The sequence below is a fragment of the Rhodococcus sp. 14-2496-1d genome (assembly GCF_002259365.1).
Taxonomy (GTDB): domain Bacteria; phylum Actinomycetota; class Actinomycetes; order Mycobacteriales; family Mycobacteriaceae; genus Rhodococcoides.
In genome coordinates this window covers 268,173-292,549 of sequence record NZ_NPFV01000005.1, presented here as the reverse complement: position 1 = coordinate 292,549, position 24,377 = coordinate 268,173, and the positions used below count along the sequence as shown (strand labels likewise).

The window sequence follows — 24,377 nt, the reverse complement described above, 5'->3', positions numbered from 1 at the left end:
ACTATCGACGTTAGAACTGTCCGCTTCAAGTACGTGTCCGTTACACGAGTTCGAGAGGGACCATTCGTGCCCGCTGAGAATGATGCCAAAGCCACCCTCACCTATCCCGGTGGCGAATACTCCATGTCGATTGCCGAGGCCTCCGAAGGCAACAACGGCATCGAGCTGGGAAAGTTGCTGGCCACCACCGGCTACACGACGTTGGACGGCGGGTTCGTCAACACCGCGTCGACCAAGTCGGCCATCACCTACATCGACGGTGACGCAGGCATCCTGCGCTACCGCGGATACCCGATCGAACAGCTTGCGGGCAAGTCTTCGTTCATCGAGGTCAGCTACCTGCTGATCTACGGGGAGCTGCCGTCCGAGGCTCAGCTCGAGAAGTTCACCGACAAGATCCGTCGGCACACTCTGCTGCACGAGGACCTCAAGCGGTTCTTCGACGGGTTCCCGCGCAACGCTCACCCGATGCCGGTGCTGTCGAGTGCCGTCAACGCGCTGTCGGCGTACTACCAGGACTCGCTCGACCCCAACGACCCGGAGCAGGTCGAGCTGTCGACCATCCGTCTGCTGGCCAAGTTGCCGACCATCGCGGCGTACGCCTACAAGAAGTCGGTCGGTCAGCCGTTCCTGTACCCGGACAACTCGAAGAGCCTGGTCGAGAACTTCCTGCGTCTGACGTTCGGCTTCCCGGCCGAGCCGTACGAGGTGGATCCCGAGATCGTCAAGGCACTCGACATGCTGCTCATCCTGCATGCCGACCACGAGCAGAACTGCTCCACCTCGACGGTGCGTCTCGTCGGATCCTCGCAGGCCAACCTGTTCACCTCGATCTCCGGCGGCATCAACGCGCTCTGGGGCCCGCTGCACGGCGGAGCCAACCAGGCCGTGCTCGAGATGCTGGACAAGATCAAGGCCGAGGGCGGCGACGCCACCGACTTCCTGCGTCGAGTCAAGAACAAGGAAGACGGCGTCAAGCTCATGGGCTTCGGGCACCGCGTGTACAAGAACTTCGATCCGCGCGCGACGCTGGTCAAGGAAACTGCGCACACGATCCTCGGCAAGCTCGGCAACGGCGACGAACTGCTCGAGATCGCTCTCAAGCTCGAGGAGACCGCGCTGACCGACGACTACTTCGTCGAGCGCAAGCTGTACCCCAACGTCGATTTCTACACCGGCCTGATCTACCGCGCGATGGGGTTCCCGCCGCGCATGTTCACGGTGTTGTTCGCGATGGGCCGTCTCCCGGGCTGGATCGCGCACTGGCGCGAGCAGAACGAGGACACGACCGGCAAGATCGGCCGTCCGCGCCAGATCTACACCGGCTACACCGAGCGCGACTACCAGGACGTCGGCTCCCGCTAGCTCCCGCTGTACAACGACGCCGCCGGCTCCCCTCGGGAGTCGGCGGCGTAGTCGTTGGTCCGGCTTCGCTGAACTCGAAGTGATGGACGGTTTTCCGCCGAATTCCATCCCCGACTTCGAGTTCGCGGCGGCGTGGCTGCTAGGTCATCGCCACCTCGCGCAGCACCTGTCCTGCACCGTCGCTCAGGCGCAAGGTGTCCGTATCCGTCGGGGCGACCACGAGGTTGCCGCCGACGGGTAGGTCGATGGTGCTGACGAATGCAGACCGTGACCCCCGAGCATCCTCGATGGCGACGGTGTAATCACTCGTGGTGGGGGCGTCGGTCGTGAGCGTCAACGATCGCTCGGTGGGGCTGACCTCGGCGACGATCGACGCGCCCGCAGGCAGGCGAAGGGAGGTCGATCGAACCACCCATCCGTCGGACAGGATGGAGATGTCGATCGACGCGTCGCGATCGTTGTCCGCGACGTCGGAGAGCGTGAGCCGCATCGGTGTGTCGGTCGAGGTCTCCAGTAACGCCGTGTTGTCGTTGTTGATGAACGCGGACCGTCGCACCCGGTCGGTGTCGGACACCGACAAGCTCCATTCGACATCGGTCGCATCGACGGGATCGTTGGTGTCGTCGGTGACCAGCACCAGGTAGTCCTGGCCCGGCTCACCGACCTCCGTGCAGGAGGGGCACCGATGAACGCCGGTCATCTCGGCCAGAGGAAACAACTTCAACTGATTGTCCGGAGTCCCGGAGAACAGGTAGCTGTCGTCGGCGGGGTCTGCCGAGGTGGTGTAGTACCACGTATCGGCGGCCGGATCGGTGACGATCATCTTCTCGACACCGGGATAGTTGTTGTCGTAGATGACAATTCCACGTTTGCTGTCTCCCAGATCGCGTATCGCGATCGGTGTCACGGCATGGCCGGACGTTCCGTCCTCGGTGTAGAAGGCGAGTAGATGGTCCTGCCCTTCGGCCCACGCGGACGTGAGTCGATCGATCACCTCGTCCACAGGTTCGGACATCTCGGAGTCGGCTGTCGGTTCGACCTCCTGAGTGTTGAAGTATCGCGCGATCACGGCATCGGTCGCGGGGGAGGGGCGTGCATCGAACAATGTCGCTCCGGGGGCGACGAAGGACGAGGTGTCGATCGAGTTGCGGTAGGCCAACCCTGCGACCGCGGCCATTCCGAAGCAGTGACCACCGTTCATTCCGTTCTCGAACACCTCCGAGGTCACCCGTCCCATCGGCGAGAGAACGCACTGGGCGCTCTCGGTTCCGGGAGTGCACACGGCATCTCCGAACAGCGATTGCATCGAGGCCGGTGTGAGCCCTCGGCCATGCTCCGCGGTCGGCGGTCCCCAGTTGGGGAACGAGAAGCCGTCCCGCCGGACGTCGAAGCCGGACGAGGCCACGAGCGTGCCCGAACCGGGGTCCATCTCGGTGAACCCTTCCTCGCTCCGGTCCTCGGACGAAGAACATGCCGTCAGGACGAGTACGACCGCGAGAGCCAACGTGGCCCAGCCTCGACCGGAGGTGGTGGCGGAGCGGAGAACCATGGCCGGCTCCTCCTTCTCGGTTGTCAGTGTTCGAGTACGACCTTGAGAACTGTGACGATCAAACCGACGACGATGGCAACCAGGCCACCGAGAATTGCCCCACGCCATTTCCTCCTGCTTGCGTGCCAGCCGCTGGCGGCTCCGAGGACGAGAAGGAACAGGAACGCAAGATCGGAAATGGTGTCGAGTGCGCCGTAGGCCGACCACAGACCGCTCACCCGTCCGAGCCCGATGATGATGAGAGGCACCACTGTCAGCAGCAGGAAATGCGCCGAGTGCCAGAGCAAATGGCGCCTGTCGGCACCGTCGGGCATGTGGTGGTGGCTGTTCACGTATCCCAGCCACGACGAGAAGAGGTGCGCGACGGCAGTCGCGACCATCGGCCCGAGGATCATTCCTGTCGCGTCACCGAAATCGACGTCCGTATCGTCCGCTCCCACCACCATCACGGTCATGATGATCACCGTCCCGTAGATCAACGGTTCTGCGTCGAACACCGACCACGACGGTCGGCTTCGTCTCCGGTCGTTGTGGCCGGTACTGGGACGCGTGCTTCCGGTCATGCCTGCTCACCGCAGATGGCATGATTCGGCGTCGATCCATCGAGGCAGGCCCGAAGTGGTAGTCGTTTCATGTCGAAAGTCCCTGTGCGAGAGAGGGAGCGGGGATGGCATCGTGGATGCGATTCGTGTTGCCGTTCACACGGCCTCGTGTTCTGCGGTCGATCGCGGAACGTTCGGCCTCGCGTGCCGTGGTCGCTGTCGAGCCGCCGAGCATCGCCGCGCTCAGCCCGAGTGCTACCGCATCCCGTCGGTTGACCTGCACCATCGTCGTCTCCTCGTGAAACGATGGAAGTGCCCCGCCACTTCTCCAGTTCGACAAGCGACATCACACCACGTTTTCACGGCGGAGGTGACCCGAAACCGCGTTCCCGCCCCAGATCTCGCGAAAAGCCGAACCTGCAACGAGCAGGATTCGTCACGCGAAATGGACTCGGTTCTCCAACACCGGCAGAGTCTTGCGTACGGCGTCGACCAGTCCTGTGTCGATGTCGATGGTCAGCATGCCCGGTGTCGCGTCGAGCTGACCGAGAATCTCGCCGGTGGGGGAGCAGACGATGCTGTGTCCCACGCCCAACGGCGCATTACCCTCGGCGGCAGCGGGTTCGGCTTGGTCGCAGGCTGCGATGAAGGTGGTCGAGTCCAACGCGCGTGCGCGAGCGAGCAGGGTCCATTGCTCGACCTTGCCGTCACCCGATCCCCACGACGCGGGAACCACGACGACCTCTGCTCCGAGGTCGCCGAGTTTCTGGAACAGCGAGGGGAATCGGATGTCGTAGCAGGTCGCGAAGCCCACTCGAACTCCGGCGATGTCCACCACGAGCGGATCCGAACCCGGTGCGACGGTATCGGATTCGGCGAATCCGAATGCGTCGAACAGGTGGATCTTGTCGTAGCTCGCGTCGATGCCGGGCCCGGTGACGAGCAGGGTGTTCGTCACCCTGTCGTCCGGGGCTGGAGTGAACATTCCGGCCACGACGGTGATGCCGGCGTCGGAGGCGATGGAGCGCACGGCGTTCGCCCACTCGCCGTCGAGAGGCTCCGCGATTTTCCTGATGGGTCCGCCGAAGCATCGCATGGTCGCCTCGGGGAACACGACGACGTCCGAACCGGCGTGTGCGGCGGCACGGGCGTGGGTGTCGACGAGTTCGAGGTTGTCGGTGGGGTGTTCGCCACTGGTGATCTGGGCCAGGCTGATGCGGATAGTCGAGCTCACGGTCTGACTCCTGGTTTCGTCGGGGGAAGACAGGTATACATATCGTATGCAACCACTGTCGGGGAGGGACAAGGCATATCTGTTCGTACGCGATCAGGTGTTGTCGTCACCGGCGGCCACCGGCACGTTTCTCAACGAACAGGAGCTCGCGACGCGTATCGGAGTGTCGCGGACACCGGTGCGTGAGGCGCTGCTGATGTTGCAGTCCGAGGGACTGGTCGAGATGGTGCCCAAGCGCGGCGCGCATGTGCCGGCCATGTCCGGACGGCAGATCGCCGAACTGATGGATCTGCGCGGCGTTCTCGAACGGCATGCGGCCACCCGTGCGCTGCGAGCCGGGGACGCTCCGATCGAGGCGATGCAGCATGCGCTCGAACAGCAGGAATTGCTGATGAACTCCGACAGTGCCGATGCGCCGAAGGAGTTCATCGACTGGGACGGGACCTTCCATCAGAGTTTGATCGATTCGGCGGGCAGCGATCTCCTCTCCCGCACCTACGCGGGTCTGCGTGCTCGGCAGCTGCGGGTCGGTCTGAGCGCTCTGTTCACCGCGGCCAACCGGCAGCACCGCGTGTGCGCCGAGCACCAGGCCATCATCGACGCACTGAGTGTCGGCGACGAGGGCCTGGTGCACGAGAAGATCGACGCTCACCTCGAGGTCACACTTCAGACTCTGCTGCGCGCGTAGCCTTTTCGTGTTCCTGATTCAGTAGCACGTAATGCTCGTCCTCGGTGGGGTCGGGGTTGCGTCCCAGTGCCAGGCCGCCCAGCGTCACCGCGCCGACGATGACGATGTATCCGGCGATCGGTACCCAACTGTCGGTCTTGTCGAGCAGGTACACGAAGATCAGCGGTGCCATCGCTCCACCGAACACTCCGGCGATCGTGTACGCCAACGAGCTGCCGGTCGAGCGGAGTCGAACGCTGAACTGCTCGGTGACGAAGGCGGCCTGCGGTCCGTACATGAACGAGTGGAACGCCAGGCCGACGACGACGCCGAGGATCAGCAGCGGCAGGGATCCACCGCCGATGACGAGGAAGAAGATCGCGCTCCAGGCAACGCCGCCCACGGCCGCGACGCCGTAGACCAGGCGTCGGTTGATGCGGTCGGAGACCGCTCCGGCCAGCGGGATCAAGCCGAGTTGGCAGGCCGATCCGACCAGAATTGCCGTCAACACCTCGCTGCGCTCGAAGCCCAGTTTCTGAGTTCCGTAGGTGATCGAGAAGACCGTGAACAGTGCGTAGATGACGTCGGGTGCGACGCGGGACATGATGCCTGCCACCAGTGGTCGCAGTTCCGTCTTGAACACTTCGCTGATCGGGGCTTCCGAGCGATCGCCGCTCTCCTGAAGTGCTTTGAACACCGGGGTGTCCTCGAGCTTCAAGCGGATCCACAGACCGAAACCGACGAGAACGGCCGAGAAGAGGAATGCGACACGCCAGCCCCAGGACTCGAACTGCTGGTCGGTGAGCGACAGAGTCAGGATTGCCAGTGCGCCGTTGGCGAGCAGGTTGCCCGCCGGTGGTCCGATCTGCGCTGCGGAGGACCAGAAGCCGCGCTTGCGGGGATCGCCGTATTCACTGGAGAGCAGAACGGCTCCGCCCCACTCGCCGCCGACGGCAACGCCCTGGCAGAAGCGCATGGTGACGAGGATGATCGGGGCCGCGATGCCGATGGTGTCGTATCCGGGGATCAGACCGATGGCGAACGTCGTGACGCCGATCAACAGCAGGGTGATGACGAGAAGTTGTTTTCGGCCGATGACGTCGCCGAGTCGCCCGAAGACGAATCCACCTACTGGACGGGCGATGTATCCGACCGCGTAGGTCGAGAAGGCAAGCAATGTGCCGGTCAGCGGATCGCTGTCGGGGAAGAAGACCAGCGGGAACACCAGCGCTGCTGCGGCCGAGTAGACGGCGAAGTCGTACCACTCCAACGCCGTTCCGGTCAGGCTGGCGGCAAAGGCCTTGGCCAGGCCTTTTCTATCCACCGAAACTGGTTCGGTCATGACGACTCCTTTGTGTGCCTGGGATCACTCTATCCGTTGTACGCGCTCCATACTTGCTGTATACAAGACGTATGCGCAAGGCTTTGAGCGCATCGGAAACAATTAATTTACGAGGAGAGGGTCCTTACTGATGCTCACATTCACGTTGCCCGACGGCACGACCGAGTCGGTAGAAGTGACCGCGCTGCTCAATGCGGGCTATGCCGGTCGCAACCAGGAAGAGGTGGCGTCGCACATCGCGGAGTTGGCCGAACTGGGCGTGCCGGCTCCCACGGTTACCCCGGCGCTGTACCCCATCTCGCCGTATCTGGCGCAGCAGACCGATGCCGTCGCCGTTCAACACGGACGCACCTCGGGCGAGGCCGAATGGGCTCTGGTGATCCTGGGCGAGACCATCGACGACGTGCTGCTCACGGTCGCATGCGACCACACCGACCGTGACCTTGAAGTGCACAGCGTCGCATGGAGCAAGAACGCCGCTCCCGACGTGCTCGGTACCGGTGCGTGGCGGTTGAGCGAGGTGGCCGACCGACTGGACGAGATCACCTTGACCGGTTGGGCCGACGGAGTTCTCATCCAGTCCGGAACTCTCGGTGATCTTCTCGCTCCGCAGTACTGGCTCGACGTACTCACCGAGCGCGGTCTGTTCGCGCGTGGAACGGTCTTGATCTCGGGCACCATCTCGATGCAGCACGGGGTGAATCAGTTCTCCGACGCGTGGAAGGTCGAGATGGCCGACCCCGCAACCGGCAACACGCTGACCTGCGAATACCAGACGAATTTGATGCCAGCTCCGATCGGTTGACCATCACGACGTAAAGTCGAGGTGGAATATGCCCAGAGCTTCACAGCCGGCGTCGGCGGGCCGGCATCAACCGCAGGAGACTTCAGTGACGAAGCCAGTGATCGAATTTCAGGCCGGACCAGCACCATTGGACCTGGTGACGGTCGACCTCGTCGAGGGTGACGGCGCAGAGGCAGTCGCAGGCGGCACCGTGGAGGTGCATTACGTCGGAGTCGAGTTCGATTCGGGCGAAGAGTTCGACTCGTCCTGGAACCGCGGCGAATCCATCCAGTTCCCGTTGCGCGGACTCATTCAGGGTTGGCAGGACGGCATCCCGGGAATGAAGGTCGGCGGACGCCGTCAGCTCACCATTCCGCCGGAGCTCGCCTACGGCCCCGCCGGCGCAGGTCACCGCCTGTCCGGCAAGACGCTCGTGTTCGTCATCGACCTGCTCGACGTCAAATAACTGCACTCGAAGCACCAGCAGGTCAGGTGACGGCGCTGCGTACCCGCTCGGCCTCGCGGGTTGCCGAGGTGTTGGCCTTTCCCCCTCGGGAACCCGCGAGCTTGGCGGCAATGTGCTGGGCTACCGTCACCGGTTCGTACCGGGCCACGTCACCGGGCTCGATGCACGACGGCAACGGCGCGATCACCGCGTCGAGGTTGCCGTCGTGGAAGAACGCGGCAGAGCGCCTGCGCTGAATCGTTCCGTCGGCAATCGGCGGACGCACGCGATGTAGCGTCGACACCCAGCGATCGTTGGTCAGTCGGGCCGTCAGATCACCCAGGTTCACCAGCATCGCTCCCTCGACGGGTTGCACGTCGTGCCACCGTCGGTCGATGCCGAGAACCTGCAGACCGGGCACTCGATCGGCCCACAGCACCGTCACCAATCCGTAGTCGGTGTGCTCGCTCATCCCGGTGAGCTCGGTGTCCGGCACACGTAGGCCGGGGTCCAGCGCGTAGTTGTTCATCCGCAGGGTGTCGAGCGAGCGATCGGTGATGTCGGAGAACACGGTCGGGGCCACACCGAGTGCGTCGGCGAACACGGTTGTCAGCGTGCGGGCCACGCGCGCTGCCTCGGCGAAGTACCGTTCGACGGCGCGCTGGAACCCCGCGCACTCGGGCCAGGTGTTCGCCTCGCCCGTCCCGACGTTGAAGGCCTCGAACCAGTCGTTCGTGCCCGACGCCGATTCGACTCCCAGGCTCAGGCTCAGCGATTCGCTCTTCGGAGCGGTGTACCCGCGGTTGCGTTCGGGTGGGCAGATGTAGGCCCGCTTCGCCGCCGGTTCGAGTCCGAAGAACGAATCCATCGCCGACGCCAGGCCGGTCACGGTGTCCTCGGGGATCCCGTGTCCGAGAATCTGCATGAAACCGACTGTGCTGCAGGCGTAATCGATGTCCGACGCGACGCTGCGCCGGGCGGTCCCGTCGGCCGCCGCGGTGGCACCGTCCAGAACGTACGGTGAGATGTCGATGGTGGGGACGAAGAAGTCCGACGACGTGTGCATGGGTACATGATCCTCGGATCGGATGGACCCGCAGGTTTCCCCCGCGTAAAGACTGCCGTACTTCAGCTGTCCTGCAGCTCCAGCACCAATCTCGCTCCGCCCAATGGACTGTCGGTGAACCAGGCCCGCCCGCCGTGCAATTGGGCTTGCTGAGCGACCAGCGCCAGGCCGAGCCCCGAGCCGCCCTTGGCCGCTCGGGTGCCGCGCTCGAATCGGCCGAAGACCGTCTCGCGTTCATCGAGGGGAACGCCGGATCCGTTGTCGTCGACCAGGACGCGTACCGTCGTGCCCTCGCGCTCGGCGGTGATGACGATCGACGTCGCGTCGCCGTGCCGAACGGCGTTTCCGATCACGTTGTCGACGGCCAGCCGAAGGCCGGTCGGCAGGGCACGCATCGTGATCTCGCAGTCGGGGGCGGACTCGACCCGTATGTCGAGGCCCGGATGCAGTCGCTGCGCATCCTGGGCTGCGACGTCGCAGATGTCGATGATGTCGGTCTCGACTCTGTCGGCCTCGCTGGACAATTCACCCGACGCCAGTCGCTCCAAGGCTGTCAGCGTCGTCTCCACTCGTCCCTGTGTCCGTTCGAGGTCGCCCAGAATCTCCTGCTGCTGCGCGCGCTCGAGATCGAGGGTTCTGAGCACCTCGATGTCCGTGCGCATCGCGGTCAGCGGGGTGCGGAGCTCGTGCGCAGAGACGGCCGCGAAATCGCGGGCAGTGTCGAGCGCGGCATTGGTGCGTTCCTGAGCCTCGTTCAGCCTGGTCAGCATGCCCCCGATGGCGACGGCGAGTTCGTCGGCTTCGGTGACGCCCGTGCGGGTTTCGGGAGCGGTCGGTGGCTGGGCACTGACCTGACGGGTCAACGTCACCAGCGGTCTCACGGCCCGTCCACCGAAGAGCCAACCCAGGCCCGTCGACACGGCGATCGCGGCCAGTCCCAACAGGAGTACCTGCTTCTGTTGCTCGTCGGTCACTTGTTGAGCTTCGATGGCGGGCACACCGATCGAGATGGAGATGGACGAGACAACGGTCGATACTGCCGTGTAGACCCGGAACCGTTGACCGTCCACGTCGACGGTCTGGGATCCGGCCGCCAGCGCAGGCAGCCGCGTCGGGGTCGATGCGACCACGATGTCGCCACTGCGAATCGTGACGGCGAACGCGCCGGACAGCTGATCGATGAAGGCCTCCAACGTCGACGAGTTCGGGACCAGCACCTGCGAGGCCGTCGTCAGACGTTCGTCGAGCTGATTGACGTTGTTGCGGGAGATGGCGACCGAGGTGACCACCGCGAGGGCGGCCACCACCAGGGTGGCTCCGAGAGCGGTGGCCGCGGCCACTCGGGCGCGCAGCGAGAAGCTCATGGGGCGTCCCGGACGACGAAGCCGACCCCGCGGACCGTGTGCAGGATGCGCGGCGACCCGTCGGCCTCGAGTTTGCGTCGGAGATATCCGACGAACACGTCGACGACGTTGGTGTCGGCAACGAAGTCGTAGCCCCAGACCAGTTCGAGCAGTCGTTCACGTGTGAGAACGACGCCCTTGTTGCGAGCCAGGATCGCCAGCAACTCGAATTCGCGCTTGGTCAGGTCGATGTCGGCTCCGCCGCGGTGGACGCGATAGCCGGGGATGTCGACCACCAGGGTTCCGATCGCGACGGCCGAGTTCGGTGCGCCCGAATCTGCCACCGGCACAACCGGACCGGTGCCGCGACGGCGCAGCATGGCTCGGATCCGAGCGACGAGCTCGGCCAACACGAACGGTTTGGTGAGGTAGTCGTCGGCACCGGATTCGAGTCCGGCGATGCGATCGTCGACCGAGCTGCGGGCACTGAGTACGCAGATCGGGATGTCGTTTCCCATGGCGCGCAACGCGGTCACCACGCTGGCACCGTCGAGCACCGGCATGTTGATGTCGAGCACGATGGCGTCGGGCATCGATCGCGACACGACGCCGAGCGCCTCCGCGCCGTCCGACGCGGTGATGACGGTGAACCCGGACAGGCGCAGGCCGCGTTGCAGTGACGACAACACGTCTGCGTCGTCGTCGACGACGAGAACGGTGGCGGGGGTGCTCGGCGATTCGGTCACCGGACCAATGCTATGCAACCCAGCTGTCGACGGTGGTGCGGCGTTCCTCGGGCGTCTTGGCGAAGAAGTCCTCGAGGGCACTGCGGCGGCCGGTGTCGGCATCGAGCGACCAGGCCAGTGCGGGTGCCTTTGCGTAGAGCTGCTCGTAGTACTTCTCGAAGGTGCAGGTGCTGTCGATCAGGGAGAGTGCACCGGGGAAGGGGCGTGTGTTCGTCATGATGTTCTCCTTGTCTGTTCGGTATATCCCAAGCTAGAGGTCGTTGTTGCGGCCTTGGTGAGTCGTGGTTGGCGGTTCTCTGAGAATCGAAGGGTCGAGCCGGGGATTGCTCGGGACCGCGGTGGGTAAGACTGAAAGCATGTCGATCGTCTGGTTTCGCCGTGATCTCCGTCTGGGGGATCTGCCCACCCTCACCGCCGCTGCCGAGTCGGGAGACCCGGTGCTCGGGCTCTTCGTGCTCGACGATCGGCTGCTGAAGCCGTCCGGCGGACCGCGCAAGGATTTTCTGTTTCGGTCGCTCGAAGCACTCGACGAGCAACTCGACGGCCGGTTGATGGTCGTCCACGGTGACCCCGCGACGGTGGTCCCGAAGGTGGCGAAGGCGATCGGCACCGAGGACGTGCACATCAGCGCCGACTACGGTCCGTACGGGCGTGAGCGAGACAAGCGTGTGGGCGAGAAGGTGACTCTGGTCGAGACCGGGTCTCCGTACGCGGTCGCCCCCGGGCGGATCGTCAAGAACGACGGGGAGCCGTACAAGGTGTTCACGCCGTACTCGCGCCAGTGGCTGGAACACGGGTGGCGCGGTCCGGCGGACACATCGGCCGACTCCGCCGACTGGATCGACCCGGACGAGGTGAAAGGCGTTCGGCGAGTGAAGATTCCCTCCGAGATGGATGCGTCCGATGCGGCGGCGGGTGAGGCAGCTGCGTCGAAGCAGTGGAAGGAATTCCTCGACGAGGTCTCGGCGTACGACGACGAGCGCAACCGTCCCGATCTCGATTCGACGAGCCGGATGTCGGTGCATCTGAAGTACGGAACCATTCATCCACGGACGATGTTGGCCGACCTGGGAAAGCTCCGCAGCGAGGGTGCGGCGTCGTACCGCAGACAGATCTGCTGGCGAGACTTCTACGCCGACATCCTCTTTCAGCGACCCGACAGTGCCAGGGAGAACTACGTCAAGAAGTTCGACGCCATCGAACTGGACTCGGGCAAGCACGCCGACGAGTTGTTCGACGCCTGGTGCAAGGGCGAAACGGGCTTTCCGATCGTCGATGCCGGTATGCGGCAGCTGAACTCCGAGAAGTGGATGCACAATCGAGTGCGGATGATCGTGGCGTCGTTCCTCGTCAAGGATCTGCATCTGCCGTGGTGGCGGGGAGCGCGCTACTTCATGCAGCACCTCGTCGACGGCGATCTGGCCAACAATCAGCACGGGTGGCAATGGACCGCCGGGACCGGTACCGACGCCTCGCCGTACTTTCGTGTGTTCAACCCGATCACTCAGGGCGAGAAGTTCGACCCCACCGGGGACTACGTCCGACGCTGGGTGCCGGAGCTGCGCGGCGAAGAAGGAAAAGCCGTGCACACGTTGAAGTTCGGTCGACCCAAGGACTACGTGGATCCGATCGTCGACCACAAGCACGAGCGTGAGGTGGCGATCGCCCGCTTCAAGGCGATCTAGCGCGGGAGCGGAGGCTGCGGAGTGACCCCTAACTCCTGCGGGAGCGGAGCCTGCAAAGTGACCGCTATCTTTTGCGGGACAACCCGACGCCCACCAGGCAGATCACTCCACCGACCACGGCGAGGTAATGCGGCACCTCACCCAACAGGAGCCAGGCCAGCGTGATCGTGATCGGTGGCACGGCGTACGTGGTGATTCCGAGCTTGCCGGCGTTCATCCGCGTCAGCGCATAGGCCCAGGTGCTGAAGGCCAGTGCCGTCGGGACCAGGCCGAGGTAGATCAATCCGCCGGTGGCACCGGCCGAGGCAGCCCCGAGGTCGTCGAGCAGCGCCGGTGCGAAGGGCAGCGTGCACGCCGCGCCGATGGTGCATGCCATCCACGTCACCTGAAGTCCGGGGATTGTGCGCAGCACCGGCTTCTGGCTCAGCACTCCGATGGCGTAGGTCACCGCGGACACCAGGCACAGAGCGATGCCGAGGAAATCGGCGTCGGTCTTGGTGGTCGACGTCGTGGTCACCGCCGTGACGACACCGACCATGACCGCGCCGGCGAACGCTATGCCCGCACCGATCACCAACCACTTCGGAAAGCCCTCGCCCAGAAGCAGACCCGCGAACAGGGCGACCAGAATCGGACCGATCTGAATGATCATCGACGTCGTACCGGCATCGACGCGTTGCTCGGCGGCATTGAGGGCGACGTTGTAGATGCCGAACCAGAACACGCCGATACTGACGATCTGCAGCCACTGTGTGCGGTTGGGCCTGACCCACTGTCTTCTGGCCACAACTATCGCGCCGAGTGCCACAGATCCGATCAGCAGCCGACCCAGCGCGAGCGGGCCCGCCCCGAAGGATTCGCCGACGCCGCGAATCGCGACGAAGGCCGAGGCCCACGAGATCACCGTGACGGTGACTGCACCGAGGGCGAGCCAATCGACGGCGGGACGGGTGTCGAGATCTGTCATGAGCACGACGCTATCTCGCGCGAACGACCCCTGGCGCGCGGGTTTCGGCCATCGTTGCGCGAATTGGTGCCGCCTATCTGCCGAGCAACTTCTCCAGCGCATCGAGCACGGCGGGATCCTCGATGGTCGACGGCACGCCGTACTCCTCGCCGGCGACGATCTGCCGCATCGTCTTCCGCAGGATCTTGCCCGAGCGGGTCTTCGGCAGGGCACCGACGATCGTCACGTCCCGGAACGTCGCGAGTGCACCGATCTGATCGCGGACCATGGCCACCAGTTCGGTACGCAGCTGATCCTCGGTGATGGTCTCCCCGGCCTTGAGCACCACGTAGCCGCTGGGGCGCTGGCCTTTGAGGTCGTCGTGGATTCCGATGACGGCGCATTCGGCGACGGCGGGGTGACCGGCCAGCACGGCCTCCATCGACCCGGTGGACAGGCGGTGGCCGGCCACGTTGATGACGTCGTCACTGCGGCCCAGCACGTAGACGTACCCGTCGGCGTCGATGTACCCGGAATCGCCGGTGAGGTAGTAGCCCGGGAACGTGTCGAGATACGAACGCTGGAAACGTGATTCGTCGTTCCAGAGTCCCACCAGCGCGCCCGGTGGCAGTGGCAGCTGCACGACGATGTTGCCCTCGGTGCCTGCCTCCACCGGCGCACCGGCCGCGTCGAGGATACCGACCTGGAATCCCGGCACCGGTACCGTCGGTGATCCGGGTTTGATCGGAAGTGGTTCGAGGCCACGAAGATTGGCGCAGATCGCCCAGCCGGTTTCGGTCTGCCACCAGTGGTCGACGACGGGGCGGTCCAGGGTTCGCGAAATCCACTCGTAGGTATCGGGATCGAGGCGTTCACCGGCGACGAACAGTGTCTCGAGCGACGAGGTGTCGTACTTCTCGAGCTCGGCGGCGTGTGGGTCGACCTTCCGGATGGCACGCAAGGCCGTCGGCGCGGTGAACAACGCGCGGACGCCGTGATCCTGGATCACCCGCCAGAACGCGCCTGCATCGGGAGTTCCGACGGGTTTGCCCTCGTAGAGAACCGTTGTGGCACCTGCGAACAGCGGTCCGTAGACGATGTAGGAGTGTCCGACGACCCAGCCGACATCGGACGCCGTCCACATCACCTGACCGGCACCGACGTGGTAGATGTTGCGCATCGACCACGTCAACGCAACCGCATGACCGCCGTTGTCGCGCACCACACCCTTGGGCTTACCGGTCGTGCCCGAGGTGTAGAGGATGTACAGCGGATCCGTCGCCTGCACCGAAACCGGTTGGGCGGCGGGGGCGTCGGCGATGAGGGCGTCCCAGTCCAGCCAGTCGTGGCTGCCTGCGATACCGTCGCGGGCCTTGACGATCACCGCGGGGACGGTCGCCGTCGTGAGAGTCAGGGCGCGCTGCACCAAGGGGAGGTATTCGACGACTCGACCAGGCTCGAACCCGCCGGCGGCAGTGATCAGCAGGACCGGCTCGGCGTCGTCGATTCTCGCCGCCAGCTCTTTGGCCGCGAAGCCGCCGAACACCACCGAGTGCACCGCGCCGAGCCTGGCGCACGCGAGCATGGCGATCACTGCCTCGGGAATCATCGGCAGGTAGATCACCACGCGGTCGCCGGGGGAGACGCCGTTGCTGCTCAACACCCCGGCGAAACGAGCGACCCGATCGAGCAGTTCGGCGTAGGTGTAGCTGCGGGTCAGTCCGAGCATCGCCGAGTCGTAGATCAATGCGGTCCGGTCGCCGTGCCCGGCGTCGACATGCCGGTCGAGGGCATTGAAACAGGTGTTCAGGCGGGCACCGGGAAACCAGTGCGAGCCGTCGAACGCGGTGGTCGGTGGGGTGTCCCAGTCGACGTCTGCCGCCGCAGACAGCCAGAATTGCTCCCGGTTGTCGACGCTGTCTCCGAATGCCTGCCGATACTCGCCACTCATGCCACCGAGCCTAGTTGGGCACGTGCTGCCGTTTCGGGTTATCGCCAACGGGGCGGGTGCGTAGCCTCCGAAGTACTTCGCGGCCGCCGTAGAACGCCGCGCTGGCCGCGAACATCCCCGCGACCAGCAACAGCCATCGCATCGCGTACGGCTCCTGGGTCTGACCCGTGGCGGCCTCGTATGTCTCGCTTCCGTGCGCGAAGATCCCCGGTGCGAACAGCAACAGGCTCAGTCCCGCTCCGAGCGCAGGAATGCGTACCGCGTTGACGAACCTGCCCAGTCGAGCAACCAGAGTTCTGTCGAGTACCGCGTACAACGGGAACAGGATTGCATCGTGCACCACGGCCGCGCCGACGAACCACAGTCCGATGGACTGCCACCACTTGTCGGTGTTCCACAGGGCCGGAAAGCCGATCGTCAGGACCACCGCTCCGGACAAGGCGAGACAGAAGGCCGTGACCGCGAGATGCACGGGGCCTGCGCCGTACCTCGCCCGAAACGTACTCATGCTCCCTCCCCGAAGAATTCGACTGATTCGATCCATTTGGTGGCATGCACTCCGGGTATCGCCGGCATCATGATCCGAGCGGGATAGCCGTGATCGAGGGACAGGTCGGCCCCGTTGACCTTCAGTGCGAGAAGCGAATCGGGATGCATCATCTGATGTCCCCCGAAGGTGACGCGATTGAACGAACCGACGGGTTCGAGCGACCGCACCTCACCGGTATCGGCAGAATCGATGCCCACGAGCGCCGCCAGATCGCGCAGTGGAACACCGGTCCACGTCTGTACCGTCGACCAGCCTTCGACACAGGAGATCGGGAGTTCGACGGTATGCAGGTCCATCTGCTCGAGTTGAGCTCGAGTGAGTACTACGGCGGCACCGCCGGCCGATACGGTCAGCCGCCACGAATCTCCTGTCTGCGCGTCGGTGACGCCCGCGGATCGTGCAGTGCGATTGATCTGGAAGTCGTTGGGGCCGTTGCCGTACGAACGCCCTCGGGGGAGCAGGAGCGCTGCCCCGCGCAGTGGCCCGCCTGTCGTCTGCCCGACACTCAGCACGGCGACGAACAATGCGCTGCCGCCCACGAGGCTGAGGGCACCGCGGCGGCTGATCGTCGCCGGAGCGGGATCGGTTGCAGCAAGGCCTGATTCGTCGTCGGCGTCGGGCACCGTGTCGGCCACCCTGATGCGCATCAGCTCGAGGAACGGGCGGGTTCGCAGCGCGGTCACCATGGTCGGAAACTTCAACACCACATGGGCGACGAAGCCGGCGACGAACACCCAGGCTCCCCAGTAGTGCGCGGTGTAGAAGCTGAATCCGAAGATGTAGTCGTACTGAATGTTCAGCACACCGGTGATGATCTCGAAGAGTATGCCACCGACCAACGCCAGTAACGACACTCGTTCCAGCAGATGCGCCACGCTGCGAATCGGGGGCATCTCGATCAGCTTCGGAATCACCGACCACAGCTTGGCCAGCACGATCGGCACCATGACCAGACCGAGTCCCACGTGCAGGCCCTGGGTGAGTCGGTAGAGCCAGGCGGGTTCGGTCGGCCAGTCGAACGACGGTATCCGTAGCCATCCGACGTCGCCGGGCATGGCCTGGCCGAACTGAGGACCGTACGCGGCCCAGGAAAAGAATCCGGTGATCGTCACGATCGGCAGGACGACGAGCAGGACGGATGCGAGGACCGACGTGAACCAGACGCCGCGGATCGGGCTTCGGAACGTGGGAATTCGTTGCATTCTGGTTCCCGTCTGCAAGATTGTACCCAGTAGTACAAATCAATGAGTCGAGGTTAGCGCACCGAGAGTGCTTTCGCCAGGGTGCGTCCCGGCGTCGCTTCTCAGGTCGCGCGTCGACGCAATGCGGCGACCGCTGCGTTCAGCGTGTCGCGCAGTGGTTGCACATCGCCCGCGATGCGGGCGATCAGCATGCCCCCCTGCAGTGAGGCGATCAAGGTGGCGGCAGCGGCGGCCGGATCGGTCGCGACGTCGAGTTCGCCCCGGTCGATCATGCGACGAAGTCCCTGCTCGAGAGGTTGCTCCCAGCGCCGGAACGCGGCGTGCAGGGCGGGAACGAACGCCGCGTCGTTCTTCAGTTCTGCAGCGAGTGAACCGAGGGGGCACGAGAACGGACCGCCTGGTTGTTCGTGATTTCGCACGATCTCGGCGGCCCAGGCGTCGATGTCGTCGAGGCTGTCGATGTGGGCCAGGCGTGGCTGAGCGGCGAGCACGCGCTCGAGTTGACGTGTGATGACGGCCTCGACCAGGTCCGACTTGTCGGAAAAGTAGTGGTAGAGCTGCGACTTCCCGGTCTCCGATGCGGCAAGAACGTCGTCGAGAGTAGTTCCCGCGACGCCGTGGTCGTACATCATCGATGCTGCGGCGTCGACGATCGCAGCTCTGGTTCGTCTGCCTTTGGCCGTTCTCGGCAGCTCCTTGCTCACGGGCCCTCGGCTCCTCGGTCGATGCTGTGAACAGCGAGTTCGATGAACACTCGGCCGTTCGATTCGATGGTTCGGCGGACCCGAAGCCCTGCAGCCACCGCCAGCGAGTACAGCGCACCCGCGCCGACACTGGCCCACGTGAACCACTCGCCCACCGAGTCGCCGGTCTCCCATCGAACCATTCGGTTCCGATCGTCCAGATCGGGGGTCGGCTCGACTTCGACGATGGCTGTTCCGCTCTCGTGCAGCAGTCTTCGTACGGTCGTCAACAGCGCGGCAGGATCGCCGCCGATACCGATGTTGCCGTCCGCGAGCAGTACGTGGGACCACTGCCCGGCCCTGGGGAGCGCTGAGAAGATGTCCTGTTCCACGGCGAACCCACCGCGGTGATTCGTCATCTCCACGGCGACCGAGGACGTGTCGACCCCCAGTGCGGGAACGCCGGCACGGGTCAGTGCCTCGGTCAACCGCCCTGGCCCACAGCCGAGATCGAGGGTGGGGCCGGTGCAGAACGCAATGGAGGCCTCGTCGGCCCGGAGGTCGTCGACCGTCGAATGGGCTCCGCCCATCCAGCGTGCGATCGGCAGTTCGGTGCGTCGACCGTCGTAGTCGGAGATCCACGAGGGTAGGCCTGCGCGGCCGCGGCGATAGACGTCGTCTGCAATCACCCGATCGAATGTACCAGTGAGTACAGTCAGCGGCATCGCGGGGCGAAGCGCGTCAAATTTCCCGTAGGTGCCGTCAAGATTGCGTCAACACCTCTGTTCGACGCCACCGCGCGGCGTGAGACTTGCTCTCATGACACTTCTCGACATGCTTCCGTCCCTCGGTGCCGCATATGTTTCGCGGTGCGATCCAACGCTCTGGCCTGCAGATACGCATTGCGTCTGCGGCCGCATCACCGTCGACGGCGTTGCGCTGGAGGATCTTGCGGACGCGCAGGGCACTCCGGTGCAGTGGGGTTCGATTCTGGTGACTCGGGTGCGTTCGGTGATTGCCGGCGAGGTGGGCGTCGACGCCGAGTTCGCGGATCTGCGCCAGGCCGTGGTGGTCAACCGGCATTCGGTGGGTCCGGTGGTCAAGGTCGATGTGCACGGTCCGGGTCGACGCTGTGTCGGTCCGGTGGAGCTTCCCGCCGACCTGCGTGCGGGTGACGTATTGGCGCTCGTGACCTCGCAGGTGCACGAAACTTCGTAGCCTGCTACGAACTTCTGCTCACAAGTGGCGAAGCCGCGTCAGCCCAGCGTGCGATAGCGGCCGAGTCTGGATCGCGTGCGGGTGGTGGAATCGACGGTGGACAACGTGCGCAGTTCTCGAACGATGGCATCGGCGACTCGGGCGGAAAAGGCGGCCGGTTCGTCGGCGGCGTCGGGGAGTTCGGGGACGATGGCGTCGACGATGCCGTCGCGCAGCAGATCGACCGAGCGGATGCCCTGCGCCTCGGCCATGTCCGGGGCGTGAGCGGTGTCCCGGTGCACGATGGCGCTGGCGCCCTCGGGCGGAAGCGGTGCGAGCCAGGCATTCTGGGCACACAGCACGCGATCGGCAGGCAGAAGTGCGAGCGCTCCGCCGCCGGTGCCCTGGCCGAGCAGCACCGACACCGTCGGGGTATCGACGGTCACCAGGTCGGAGATCGAGCGGGCTATCTCGGGTGCCAGGCCGCCTTCCTCGGCTTCCTTGGAGAGGGCAGCGCCGAACGTGTCGATCACCAGCACCAGCGGGATGCGTAGTTCCTCGGCCAGGCGCATGCCGCGTCGTGCCTCACGTAGTGCCGCAGGACCCATCGTGGCGGTGGCGGTGCTGCTGCTCCGGTCGTTGCCGAACAGGACGCAGGAGGTTCCTCGTATTCGGCACAGTGACAACAGAATCGAGGTGTCGGCCTCGCCCTGTCCGGTGCCGCTGAGTGGAACGTGTTCGCTGGCAGTGTGTTCGATGAGTTGCCGAATACCCGGCCGGTCGGTGCGGCGGGACGACTGCACCGAATGCCACGCCGAAGTCTCGGGGATGTCCACCGATTCCTCTCCGGCATCCTCGGGCCACACGGCGGCGTCGACGATCACTCGAAGCGCGCGGATCAACAAGTGGCGCAGGTCAACCACCGGCACCACACCGTCGATGACGCCGTGCTGGTAGAGGTTCTCGGCGGTCTGGACGCCGTCGGGAAATGGCTTGTCGTACAACGCCTGATAGACGCGGGGCCCGAGGAACCCGATCAGTGCGCCGGGCTCGGCCACGGTGACGTGAGCAAGCGACCCCCAGGATGCGAACACGCCTCCGGTCGTCGGATTGCGGAGGTAGACCAGGTATGGCAGGTGCGCTGCCTTGTGCGCGGTGACGGCCGAGGCGATCTTGACCATCTGCACGAAGGCGAGTGTGCCTTCCTGCATTCGGGTGCCGCCCGAGGTGGGGGAGGCGATCAGGGGCAGCCTCTCGGCCGTTGCGCGTTCGATAGCGGAGGTGATGCGCTCGGCCGCGGCAACGCCGATCGATCCGGCGAGAAAAGCGAACTCGCACGCAATGATCACCACGCGGCGGCCGTCGATGGTGCCCTCGCCGGTAACAACCGATTCGTCGACGCCGCTCTTCTCCCGAGCTCTCGCCAGGTCCCGAAGATAGGACTCCCCAGGATGGACGTCCACCGGCGCGGAGTCCCAGGACGCGAACGATCCGCCGTCGAGAACGGAGTCGAGAATCTCGGCGGCGGATGTCCGTTGGCTCATATCGGGGAGCCTACGCAGCGAACCCTAGCGAGCAAACGCTTCCTTCCACGAGACGGTCTTGCCGATCCGAAGAATGGAACGCTGGTAGATCTTCGCCGCACCCATGGCCAGGATCGCGGTGGTGACCACCATCAGAACCGCCGAGCCGACGATCTGCACCGGCGAGGTCACGCCCGCTGCAATTCGCAGAGGCATCATGATCGCGGAGAACGGCGGGATCCAGCTCAGCGTGTTGGCCAGGGTGCTCTCCGGATCGCTGACGGAGTAGAAGGCCGCGAAGAACATCGCCATGATCAGGATCAACAGCGGCATGGTCGTCGAGTTGACGTCCTCCTGCCGCGAGACCATCGACCCGCCCGCAGCGTAGAGCACCGCGAAGAATGCGAACCCGAGAACGAACCACGCGAGGGTTGCGGCGAAGACGCTCACCGCAGCACCCGTGACCGTGAGGACGCCCGTACCCAATCCTGCACCGACACCGGCTATTCCGTAGAGAGCAAGCTGCACGATGCCGACCGCGCCGATACCGAGGATCTTTCCCCACAGCAACTGCAGGGGGCGGACGGTGGAGAGCAGCAGTTCGACCACCCGAGAGGACTTCTCCTCGACGACGCCCATCGCGACGTACATGCCGAAGCCGATGATCTGGGCATACAGCAGAAACACTGCCGACAGGGCAAGTGCGGTCCGCTGACCTGCCTCGGGATCCGGGGGATCGATGGCGTCGACGGTGACCGTTGCGGCGCTTGTCGCTGCTCCGAGTTCGTTCTGGTCGACACCCTGTTGCGCCAGTGCAGTATTGGTGGCTTGTGTTGCAACACTGCCTTCGACGACGGCGCGCAACGTTCCGGTCAGGTCGGACTCGGTGACGGCGGTGTACGCACCGTCGGTTCCGTCCGGAACCAACGCCACGTCGAGATCCCCGGATTCGACGCCGCTGCGTGCGGCCGCCGCGTCGGCGATCTCACGGACCTCGACCGGCGAACCGACGGCGTCGCCGGTTGCTTCGACCACGGCCGCGATGGACTGGTCTCCGGCGATGCCGACGACGTCGCGCTCCTCGTCACCGCTGCCGGAGAAGATCGAGAACGCGACGATACCGCCGACGATGACGGCCAGGATGATCGCGTTGCTGATGACGAAGCTCTTCTTCATCACCTGAACGGTGAACTCGCGCTTGGCTATCAAGGACACAGCGCTGAAGGAGTTCAGTTGGGAGCTCATGCCACTACCGCCTCTCGGAACAGGTCGCTCAGGGAAGGTTTCTGGATGGAGAAGTCGTGTACCGGACCGGTCGCCAGTGCCGCCCGCAGGATCTGCTGGTCGTCGGCCCCGGGTGCCAAGCCCAGGACGGTGACGCCGTCGCTGTGGCCGAGGGTGCTCACTCCGGTGATGCCCGACGCCCATCCGGGTGCGGCGTTCGGTGCGTGGACGCGTAGCTGCGAATCTCCCGACCCGCGTAGCTCGTCGACGGTGCCGACGGCCTTCATCGAGCCCGCGGCGATGATGCCGACGCGATCGCACAGGCGTTGCACCAGATCGAGCTGGTGGCTCGAGAACACCACCGGCACTCCGGCAGCGGCCTTTTCGCGTAATACCTCGCTCATGACGTCGACGGCAATCGGGTCGAGGCCGGAGAACGGCTCGTCCAGGACCAGCACCGCGGGGTCGTGCACCAGTGCGGCCGCCAACTGCACGCGCTGCTGGTTGCCCAGGCTCAACGCGTCGACGGTGTCGTTGACGCGCTGGTCGATGCCGAGTCGTTCGGTCCAGCGGATCACCGCAGCCTTGGCGTCCTTGGACGACAGGCCGTGCAGCTCGGCCATGTAGGCCAACTGCGGGCCCACCTTCATCTTGGGATAGAGGCCGCGCTCCTCGGGCATGTAGCCGATGGTGCGTCGGACGTCGAGGTCGACGGGCTTACCGCCCAACAGAACCTGGCCGGAATCTGCCGACAGGACTCCCAGCGCGATGCGCATCGTGGTGGTCTTGCCTGCGCCGTTGCTGCCGACGAAGCCGAACAGCTCGCCCGGGCGGACGTCGAAACTCAGGTTGTCCAGGGCGATCTTGTCGCCGTATCTCTTGGAGACGGAGTCGATCGTGAGGGTGCTCATGGTGCCCTTTCGGTCGTTACTGCTGGTCGAAATTCGGGATGTCGTCGAGTTCGGGGTCGGGGGTGATCCACGCGAGAATCATTGCTGGAGAGCAGATTCCGGTCATCAGTGCGGCCAGAGTCCAGCCGCCACCTGCGTAGGCGAGCCGGGACATGTCCTCGAACGACACCGAGAGGAAGATGGACGCGAATGCGGCTGCCATCACCAGCGTCTGCGTGACGGTGAGGCCGATGGATCGAGCTTCGTTGCGCTGCTGCACTTCCCATTCGTCCAGTGCTCCGACGGGTGCGTCGCCGTGCCGGCCGGAGACAATCTGTAATGCCGTCCAGATCGGAATGAACAGCAGTGCCGCCGGTATCCATCCGAGTGCGAACCACTCGGAGAACAGGCTGCCGATGCTGACGACGAAGAAGGCGAAGAGGAGTACGGCCACAGCTACCACGAGGATCTGGCGTCGACGCTGTGTGCGCCACTTCGGAAGCCAATGGCGAGTCTTGGCGTCGTTCTCCAGGAATCGGCGGGTGCGATAGGCCTGATAGCGGGTGAGGATGTCGGGTCGTTCGCTCATGGTCAGCCGTCCTCGGGATCGGGGTCGGGGGTGATCCACGCGAGGATCACTGCCGGGGCGCATCCACCTGCAAGCAGGGCAGCGAGCGTCCACAATCCTCCGGCGTAAGCCAGATTTTCGTTGTCGTACGCTCCCGACAGCACGATCAAGACCAGAAGTGCCACCAATACCAGGGCCTGGGTTACGGTGAGGCCGATCGAACGTGCTTCGTTGCGCTGCTGCACTTCCCATTCGTCGAGTGCTCCCACCGGTGCATCGCTGTGGCGACGGGACACGGTTTGCAGCATCGTCCAGGCGACGAGAAACATCACAGTGGCCGGGATCCATGCGATCGGTGCCCACCGGGAGAAGAGTGACCACACGGCTATCACCAACAGGGTGAGCAAGGACGTCATCAACATTACGGCGAGTATGCGTCGACGTTTCTGGGTGCGCCAGTTCTGAAGCCAGTGATGGGTTTTCGCGTCGTGCTCCAAGAATCGGCGCGTGCGATAGGCCTGATAGCGGGTGAGGATGTCGGAGCCGGGTGTCGTCATCGATCCTTCTCCCTTCGGAAGAGTTCGGCGGAGAGCGGTCCGAGTTCGGTGCGCGAGAACACCGCTTCGATCGGCAGATCGAAGACGTCGCAGATGCGCATCGCAAGGTCGAGGCTCGGGTAGTGGTCGCCTCGTTCGAGGGCACCCACTGTCTGGGGGTTCACTTCGACGAGTTCGGCCAGTTGCGCGCGGCTCATCTTTCGTTCTGCCCGCAGAACACCCACCCTGTTGAAGATCGGGAGCGCGGTACCGCGCTTGACGGGGCTCATGACAATGAAGTGTTGTATAAACCCAACGATATGTCAACCAGTAATAACA

The 24,377-nt window shown here is 64.6% G+C and carries 27 protein-coding genes; 6 read left to right on the top strand and 21 right to left on the bottom strand.

Annotated elements, in window-relative coordinates; translation table 11 throughout:
* Positions 1 to 66: 66 nt before the first annotated feature.
* The gene (locus tag CH296_RS03590) at positions 67 to 1,365 is read left to right on the top strand and encodes a citrate synthase (protein ID WP_032395834.1); all 1,299 of its coding nucleotides are present in this window, start codon (positions 67 to 69) and stop codon (positions 1,363 to 1,365) included.
* A 139-nt stretch (positions 1,366 to 1,504) separates the two neighbouring features.
* On the opposite strand, the gene CH296_RS03585 is transcribed toward CH296_RS03590, so the two are convergent.
* The 4 genes from CH296_RS03585 to CH296_RS03575 form a co-directional block, all read right to left on the bottom strand.
* Positions 1,505 to 2,914, bottom strand: a complete 1,410-nt coding sequence (locus CH296_RS03585) for a hypothetical protein (protein ID WP_094683171.1) — start codon at positions 2,912 to 2,914, stop codon at positions 1,505 to 1,507.
* A gap of 23 nt (positions 2,915 to 2,937) precedes the next feature.
* The gene (locus CH296_RS03580; RefSeq protein ID WP_094631159.1) at positions 2,938 to 3,477 is read right to left on the bottom strand and encodes a hypothetical protein; all 540 of its coding nucleotides are present in this window, start codon (positions 3,475 to 3,477) and stop codon (positions 2,938 to 2,940) included.
* Between the two features lie 67 nt (positions 3,478 to 3,544).
* Complete coding sequence (locus CH296_RS28505) at positions 3,545 to 3,742, bottom strand: hypothetical protein (protein WP_143544488.1); 198 nt, start codon at positions 3,740 to 3,742, stop codon at positions 3,545 to 3,547.
* A gap of 150 nt (positions 3,743 to 3,892) precedes the next feature.
* Positions 3,893 to 4,690: a carbon-nitrogen hydrolase family protein gene (locus tag CH296_RS03575; RefSeq protein ID WP_256980319.1), complete on the bottom strand. Its 798-nt coding sequence runs from the start codon at positions 4,688 to 4,690 to the stop codon at positions 3,893 to 3,895.
* Between the two features lie 46 nt (positions 4,691 to 4,736).
* Here CH296_RS03575 and CH296_RS03570 point away from each other — a divergent pair, with 46 nt between their 5' ends.
* On the top strand, positions 4,737 to 5,378 hold the full coding sequence (locus CH296_RS03570; protein WP_094645688.1) for a GntR family transcriptional regulator: 642 nt from the start codon (positions 4,737 to 4,739) through the stop codon (positions 5,376 to 5,378).
* On the opposite strand, the gene CH296_RS03565 is transcribed toward CH296_RS03570, so the two are convergent.
* Positions 5,350 to 6,699, bottom strand: a complete 1,350-nt coding sequence (locus CH296_RS03565) for an MFS transporter (RefSeq protein WP_094684030.1) — start codon at positions 6,697 to 6,699, stop codon at positions 5,350 to 5,352. The genes CH296_RS03570 and CH296_RS03565 overlap by 29 nt on opposite strands.
* A gap of 130 nt (positions 6,700 to 6,829) precedes the next feature.
* Between CH296_RS03565 and CH296_RS03560 the strand changes: the two genes are divergently transcribed.
* Complete coding sequence (locus CH296_RS03560) at positions 6,830 to 7,504, top strand: DUF2848 domain-containing protein (RefSeq protein ID WP_094684029.1); 675 nt, start codon at positions 6,830 to 6,832, stop codon at positions 7,502 to 7,504.
* A gap of 85 nt (positions 7,505 to 7,589) precedes the next feature.
* Positions 7,590 to 7,949: an FKBP-type peptidyl-prolyl cis-trans isomerase gene (locus CH296_RS03555; RefSeq protein WP_032377394.1), complete on the top strand. Its 360-nt coding sequence runs from the start codon at positions 7,590 to 7,592 to the stop codon at positions 7,947 to 7,949.
* 22 nt (positions 7,950 to 7,971) lie between these two features.
* Here the strand turns inward: CH296_RS03555 and CH296_RS03550 are convergent, their stop codons facing one another.
* The 4 genes from CH296_RS03550 to CH296_RS03535 all read right to left on the bottom strand — a co-directional run bounded on the left by CH296_RS03550 (position 7,972) and on the right by CH296_RS03535 (position 11,300).
* Positions 7,972 to 8,994, bottom strand: a complete 1,023-nt coding sequence (locus CH296_RS03550) for an isopenicillin N synthase family oxygenase (RefSeq protein ID WP_094645686.1) — start codon at positions 8,992 to 8,994, stop codon at positions 7,972 to 7,974.
* A 62-nt stretch (positions 8,995 to 9,056) separates the two neighbouring features.
* Entirely contained in the window at positions 9,057 to 10,358 is a 1,302-nt protein-coding gene (locus tag CH296_RS03545; RefSeq protein ID WP_179272723.1) for a sensor histidine kinase KdpD, read from the bottom strand.
* A complete protein-coding gene (locus tag CH296_RS03540; RefSeq protein WP_094684028.1) occupies positions 10,355 to 11,083 on the bottom strand; it encodes a response regulator transcription factor in 729 nt (242 codons plus the stop codon). Before CH296_RS03540 ends, CH296_RS03545 begins: the two co-directional genes overlap by 4 nt.
* 10 nt (positions 11,084 to 11,093) lie before the next feature.
* Positions 11,094 to 11,300, bottom strand: coding sequence for a hypothetical protein (locus CH296_RS03535; protein ID WP_032395828.1), 207 nt, complete (start codon positions 11,298 to 11,300; stop codon positions 11,094 to 11,096).
* A gap of 139 nt (positions 11,301 to 11,439) precedes the next feature.
* Between CH296_RS03535 and CH296_RS03530 the strand changes: the two genes are divergently transcribed.
* Positions 11,440 to 12,768 (top strand): deoxyribodipyrimidine photo-lyase, encoded by a 1,329-nt coding sequence (locus CH296_RS03530; RefSeq protein ID WP_094684092.1) that lies wholly within the window; start codon positions 11,440 to 11,442, stop codon positions 12,766 to 12,768.
* Positions 12,769 to 12,832: 64 nt separating this feature from the next.
* Here the strand turns inward: CH296_RS03530 and CH296_RS03525 are convergent, their stop codons facing one another.
* The 6 genes from CH296_RS03525 to CH296_RS03500 form a co-directional block, all read right to left on the bottom strand.
* Positions 12,833 to 13,735 (bottom strand): DMT family transporter, encoded by a 903-nt coding sequence (locus tag CH296_RS03525; protein WP_094645828.1) that lies wholly within the window; start codon positions 13,733 to 13,735, stop codon positions 12,833 to 12,835.
* 73 nt (positions 13,736 to 13,808) lie between these two features.
* On the bottom strand, positions 13,809 to 15,665 hold the full coding sequence (locus tag CH296_RS03520; RefSeq protein ID WP_094684027.1) for a propionyl-CoA synthetase: 1,857 nt from the start codon (positions 15,663 to 15,665) through the stop codon (positions 13,809 to 13,811).
* A gap of 10 nt (positions 15,666 to 15,675) precedes the next feature.
* Positions 15,676 to 16,173, bottom strand: coding sequence for a hypothetical protein (locus CH296_RS03515; RefSeq protein WP_094658462.1), 498 nt, complete (start codon positions 16,171 to 16,173; stop codon positions 15,676 to 15,678).
* Complete coding sequence (locus CH296_RS03510; protein WP_094684091.1) at positions 16,170 to 17,417, bottom strand: molybdopterin-dependent oxidoreductase; 1,248 nt, start codon at positions 17,415 to 17,417, stop codon at positions 16,170 to 16,172. Before CH296_RS03510 ends, CH296_RS03515 begins: the two co-directional genes overlap by 4 nt.
* 101 nt (positions 17,418 to 17,518) lie before the next feature.
* Entirely contained in the window at positions 17,519 to 18,121 is a 603-nt protein-coding gene (locus CH296_RS03505) for a TetR/AcrR family transcriptional regulator (protein ID WP_176459145.1), read from the bottom strand.
* Positions 18,118 to 18,789 (bottom strand): class I SAM-dependent methyltransferase, encoded by a 672-nt coding sequence (locus CH296_RS03500; protein WP_256980318.1) that lies wholly within the window; start codon positions 18,787 to 18,789, stop codon positions 18,118 to 18,120. Before CH296_RS03500 ends, CH296_RS03505 begins: the two co-directional genes overlap by 4 nt.
* Before the next feature lie 130 nt (positions 18,790 to 18,919).
* Between CH296_RS03500 and CH296_RS03495 the strand changes: the two genes are divergently transcribed.
* Positions 18,920 to 19,318: a hypothetical protein gene (locus CH296_RS03495; RefSeq protein WP_094684026.1), complete on the top strand. Its 399-nt coding sequence runs from the start codon at positions 18,920 to 18,922 to the stop codon at positions 19,316 to 19,318.
* Between the two features lie 38 nt (positions 19,319 to 19,356).
* Here the strand turns inward: CH296_RS03495 and CH296_RS03490 are convergent, their stop codons facing one another.
* Genes CH296_RS03490 through CH296_RS03465 form a run of 6 tightly spaced genes read right to left on the bottom strand, consistent with a single transcriptional unit; the run spans position 19,357 to position 24,328 of the window.
* Entirely contained in the window at positions 19,357 to 20,841 is a 1,485-nt protein-coding gene (locus CH296_RS03490) for a carboxyl transferase domain-containing protein (RefSeq protein WP_094684025.1), read from the bottom strand.
* A gap of 24 nt (positions 20,842 to 20,865) precedes the next feature.
* A complete protein-coding gene (locus CH296_RS03485) occupies positions 20,866 to 22,065 on the bottom strand; it encodes an ABC transporter permease (RefSeq protein ID WP_094631168.1) in 1,200 nt (399 codons plus the stop codon).
* Positions 22,062 to 22,955 (bottom strand): ABC transporter ATP-binding protein, encoded by an 894-nt coding sequence (locus tag CH296_RS03480; RefSeq protein WP_094631169.1) that lies wholly within the window; start codon positions 22,953 to 22,955, stop codon positions 22,062 to 22,064. The genes CH296_RS03485 and CH296_RS03480 overlap by 4 nt, the downstream gene beginning before the upstream one ends.
* 16 nt (positions 22,956 to 22,971) lie before the next feature.
* On the bottom strand, positions 22,972 to 23,523 hold the full coding sequence (locus CH296_RS03475) for a hypothetical protein (protein WP_094645680.1): 552 nt from the start codon (positions 23,521 to 23,523) through the stop codon (positions 22,972 to 22,974).
* A gap of 2 nt (positions 23,524 to 23,525) precedes the next feature.
* The gene (locus tag CH296_RS03470) at positions 23,526 to 24,059 is read right to left on the bottom strand and encodes a hypothetical protein (protein WP_094658474.1); all 534 of its coding nucleotides are present in this window, start codon (positions 24,057 to 24,059) and stop codon (positions 23,526 to 23,528) included.
* Positions 24,056 to 24,328: a helix-turn-helix transcriptional regulator gene (locus CH296_RS03465; RefSeq protein WP_032372936.1), complete on the bottom strand. Its 273-nt coding sequence runs from the start codon at positions 24,326 to 24,328 to the stop codon at positions 24,056 to 24,058. The genes CH296_RS03470 and CH296_RS03465 overlap by 4 nt, the downstream gene beginning before the upstream one ends.
* Positions 24,329 to 24,377: the final 49 nt, after the last annotated feature.

Excerpts from the sequence above, each read along its gene's own strand:
- CH296_RS28505 (WP_143544488.1), bottom strand. The coding sequence starts at position 3,742 with ATGGTGCAGGTCAACCGACGGGATGCGGTAGCACTCGGGCTGAGCGCG.
- CH296_RS03480 (WP_094631169.1), bottom strand. The coding sequence starts at position 22,955 with ATGAGCACCCTCACGATCGACTCCGTCTCCAAGAGATACGGCGACAAG.
- CH296_RS03485 (WP_094631168.1), bottom strand. The coding sequence starts at position 22,065 with ATGAGCTCCCAACTGAACTCCTTCAGCGCTGTGTCCTTGATAGCCAAG.
- CH296_RS03495 (WP_094684026.1), top strand. The coding sequence starts at position 18,920 with ATGACACTTCTCGACATGCTTCCGTCCCTCGGTGCCGCATATGTTTCG.
- CH296_RS03560 (WP_094684029.1), top strand. The coding sequence starts at position 6,830 with ATGCTCACATTCACGTTGCCCGACGGCACGACCGAGTCGGTAGAAGTG.
- CH296_RS03585 (WP_094683171.1), bottom strand. The coding sequence starts at position 2,914 with ATGGTTCTCCGCTCCGCCACCACCTCCGGTCGAGGCTGGGCCACGTTG.
- CH296_RS03510 (WP_094684091.1), bottom strand. The coding sequence starts at position 17,417 with ATGCAACGAATTCCCACGTTCCGAAGCCCGATCCGCGGCGTCTGGTTC.
- CH296_RS03490 (WP_094684025.1), bottom strand. The coding sequence starts at position 20,841 with ATGAGCCAACGGACATCCGCCGCCGAGATTCTCGACTCCGTTCTCGAC.
- CH296_RS03565 (WP_094684030.1), bottom strand. The coding sequence starts at position 6,699 with ATGACCGAACCAGTTTCGGTGGATAGAAAAGGCCTGGCCAAGGCCTTT.
- CH296_RS03570 (WP_094645688.1), top strand. The coding sequence starts at position 4,737 with ATGCAACCACTGTCGGGGAGGGACAAGGCATATCTGTTCGTACGCGAT.
- CH296_RS03520 (WP_094684027.1), bottom strand. The coding sequence starts at position 15,665 with ATGAGTGGCGAGTATCGGCAGGCATTCGGAGACAGCGTCGACAACCGG.
- CH296_RS03530 (WP_094684092.1), top strand. The coding sequence starts at position 11,440 with ATGTCGATCGTCTGGTTTCGCCGTGATCTCCGTCTGGGGGATCTGCCC.
- CH296_RS03470 (WP_094658474.1), bottom strand. The coding sequence starts at position 24,059 with ATGACGACACCCGGCTCCGACATCCTCACCCGCTATCAGGCCTATCGC.
- CH296_RS03550 (WP_094645686.1), bottom strand. The coding sequence starts at position 8,994 with ATGCACACGTCGTCGGACTTCTTCGTCCCCACCATCGACATCTCACCG.
- CH296_RS03475 (WP_094645680.1), bottom strand. The coding sequence starts at position 23,523 with ATGAGCGAACGACCCGACATCCTCACCCGCTATCAGGCCTATCGCACC.
- CH296_RS03465 (WP_032372936.1), bottom strand. The coding sequence starts at position 24,328 with ATGAGCCCCGTCAAGCGCGGTACCGCGCTCCCGATCTTCAACAGGGTG.
- CH296_RS03535 (WP_032395828.1), bottom strand. The coding sequence starts at position 11,300 with ATGACGAACACACGCCCCTTCCCCGGTGCACTCTCCCTGATCGACAGC.
- CH296_RS03525 (WP_094645828.1), bottom strand. The coding sequence starts at position 13,735 with ATGACAGATCTCGACACCCGTCCCGCCGTCGATTGGCTCGCCCTCGGT.
- CH296_RS03515 (WP_094658462.1), bottom strand. The coding sequence starts at position 16,173 with ATGAGTACGTTTCGGGCGAGGTACGGCGCAGGCCCCGTGCATCTCGCG.
- CH296_RS03580 (WP_094631159.1), bottom strand. The coding sequence starts at position 3,477 with ATGACCGGAAGCACGCGTCCCAGTACCGGCCACAACGACCGGAGACGA.
- CH296_RS03545 (WP_179272723.1), bottom strand. The coding sequence starts at position 10,358 with ATGAGCTTCTCGCTGCGCGCCCGAGTGGCCGCGGCCACCGCTCTCGGA.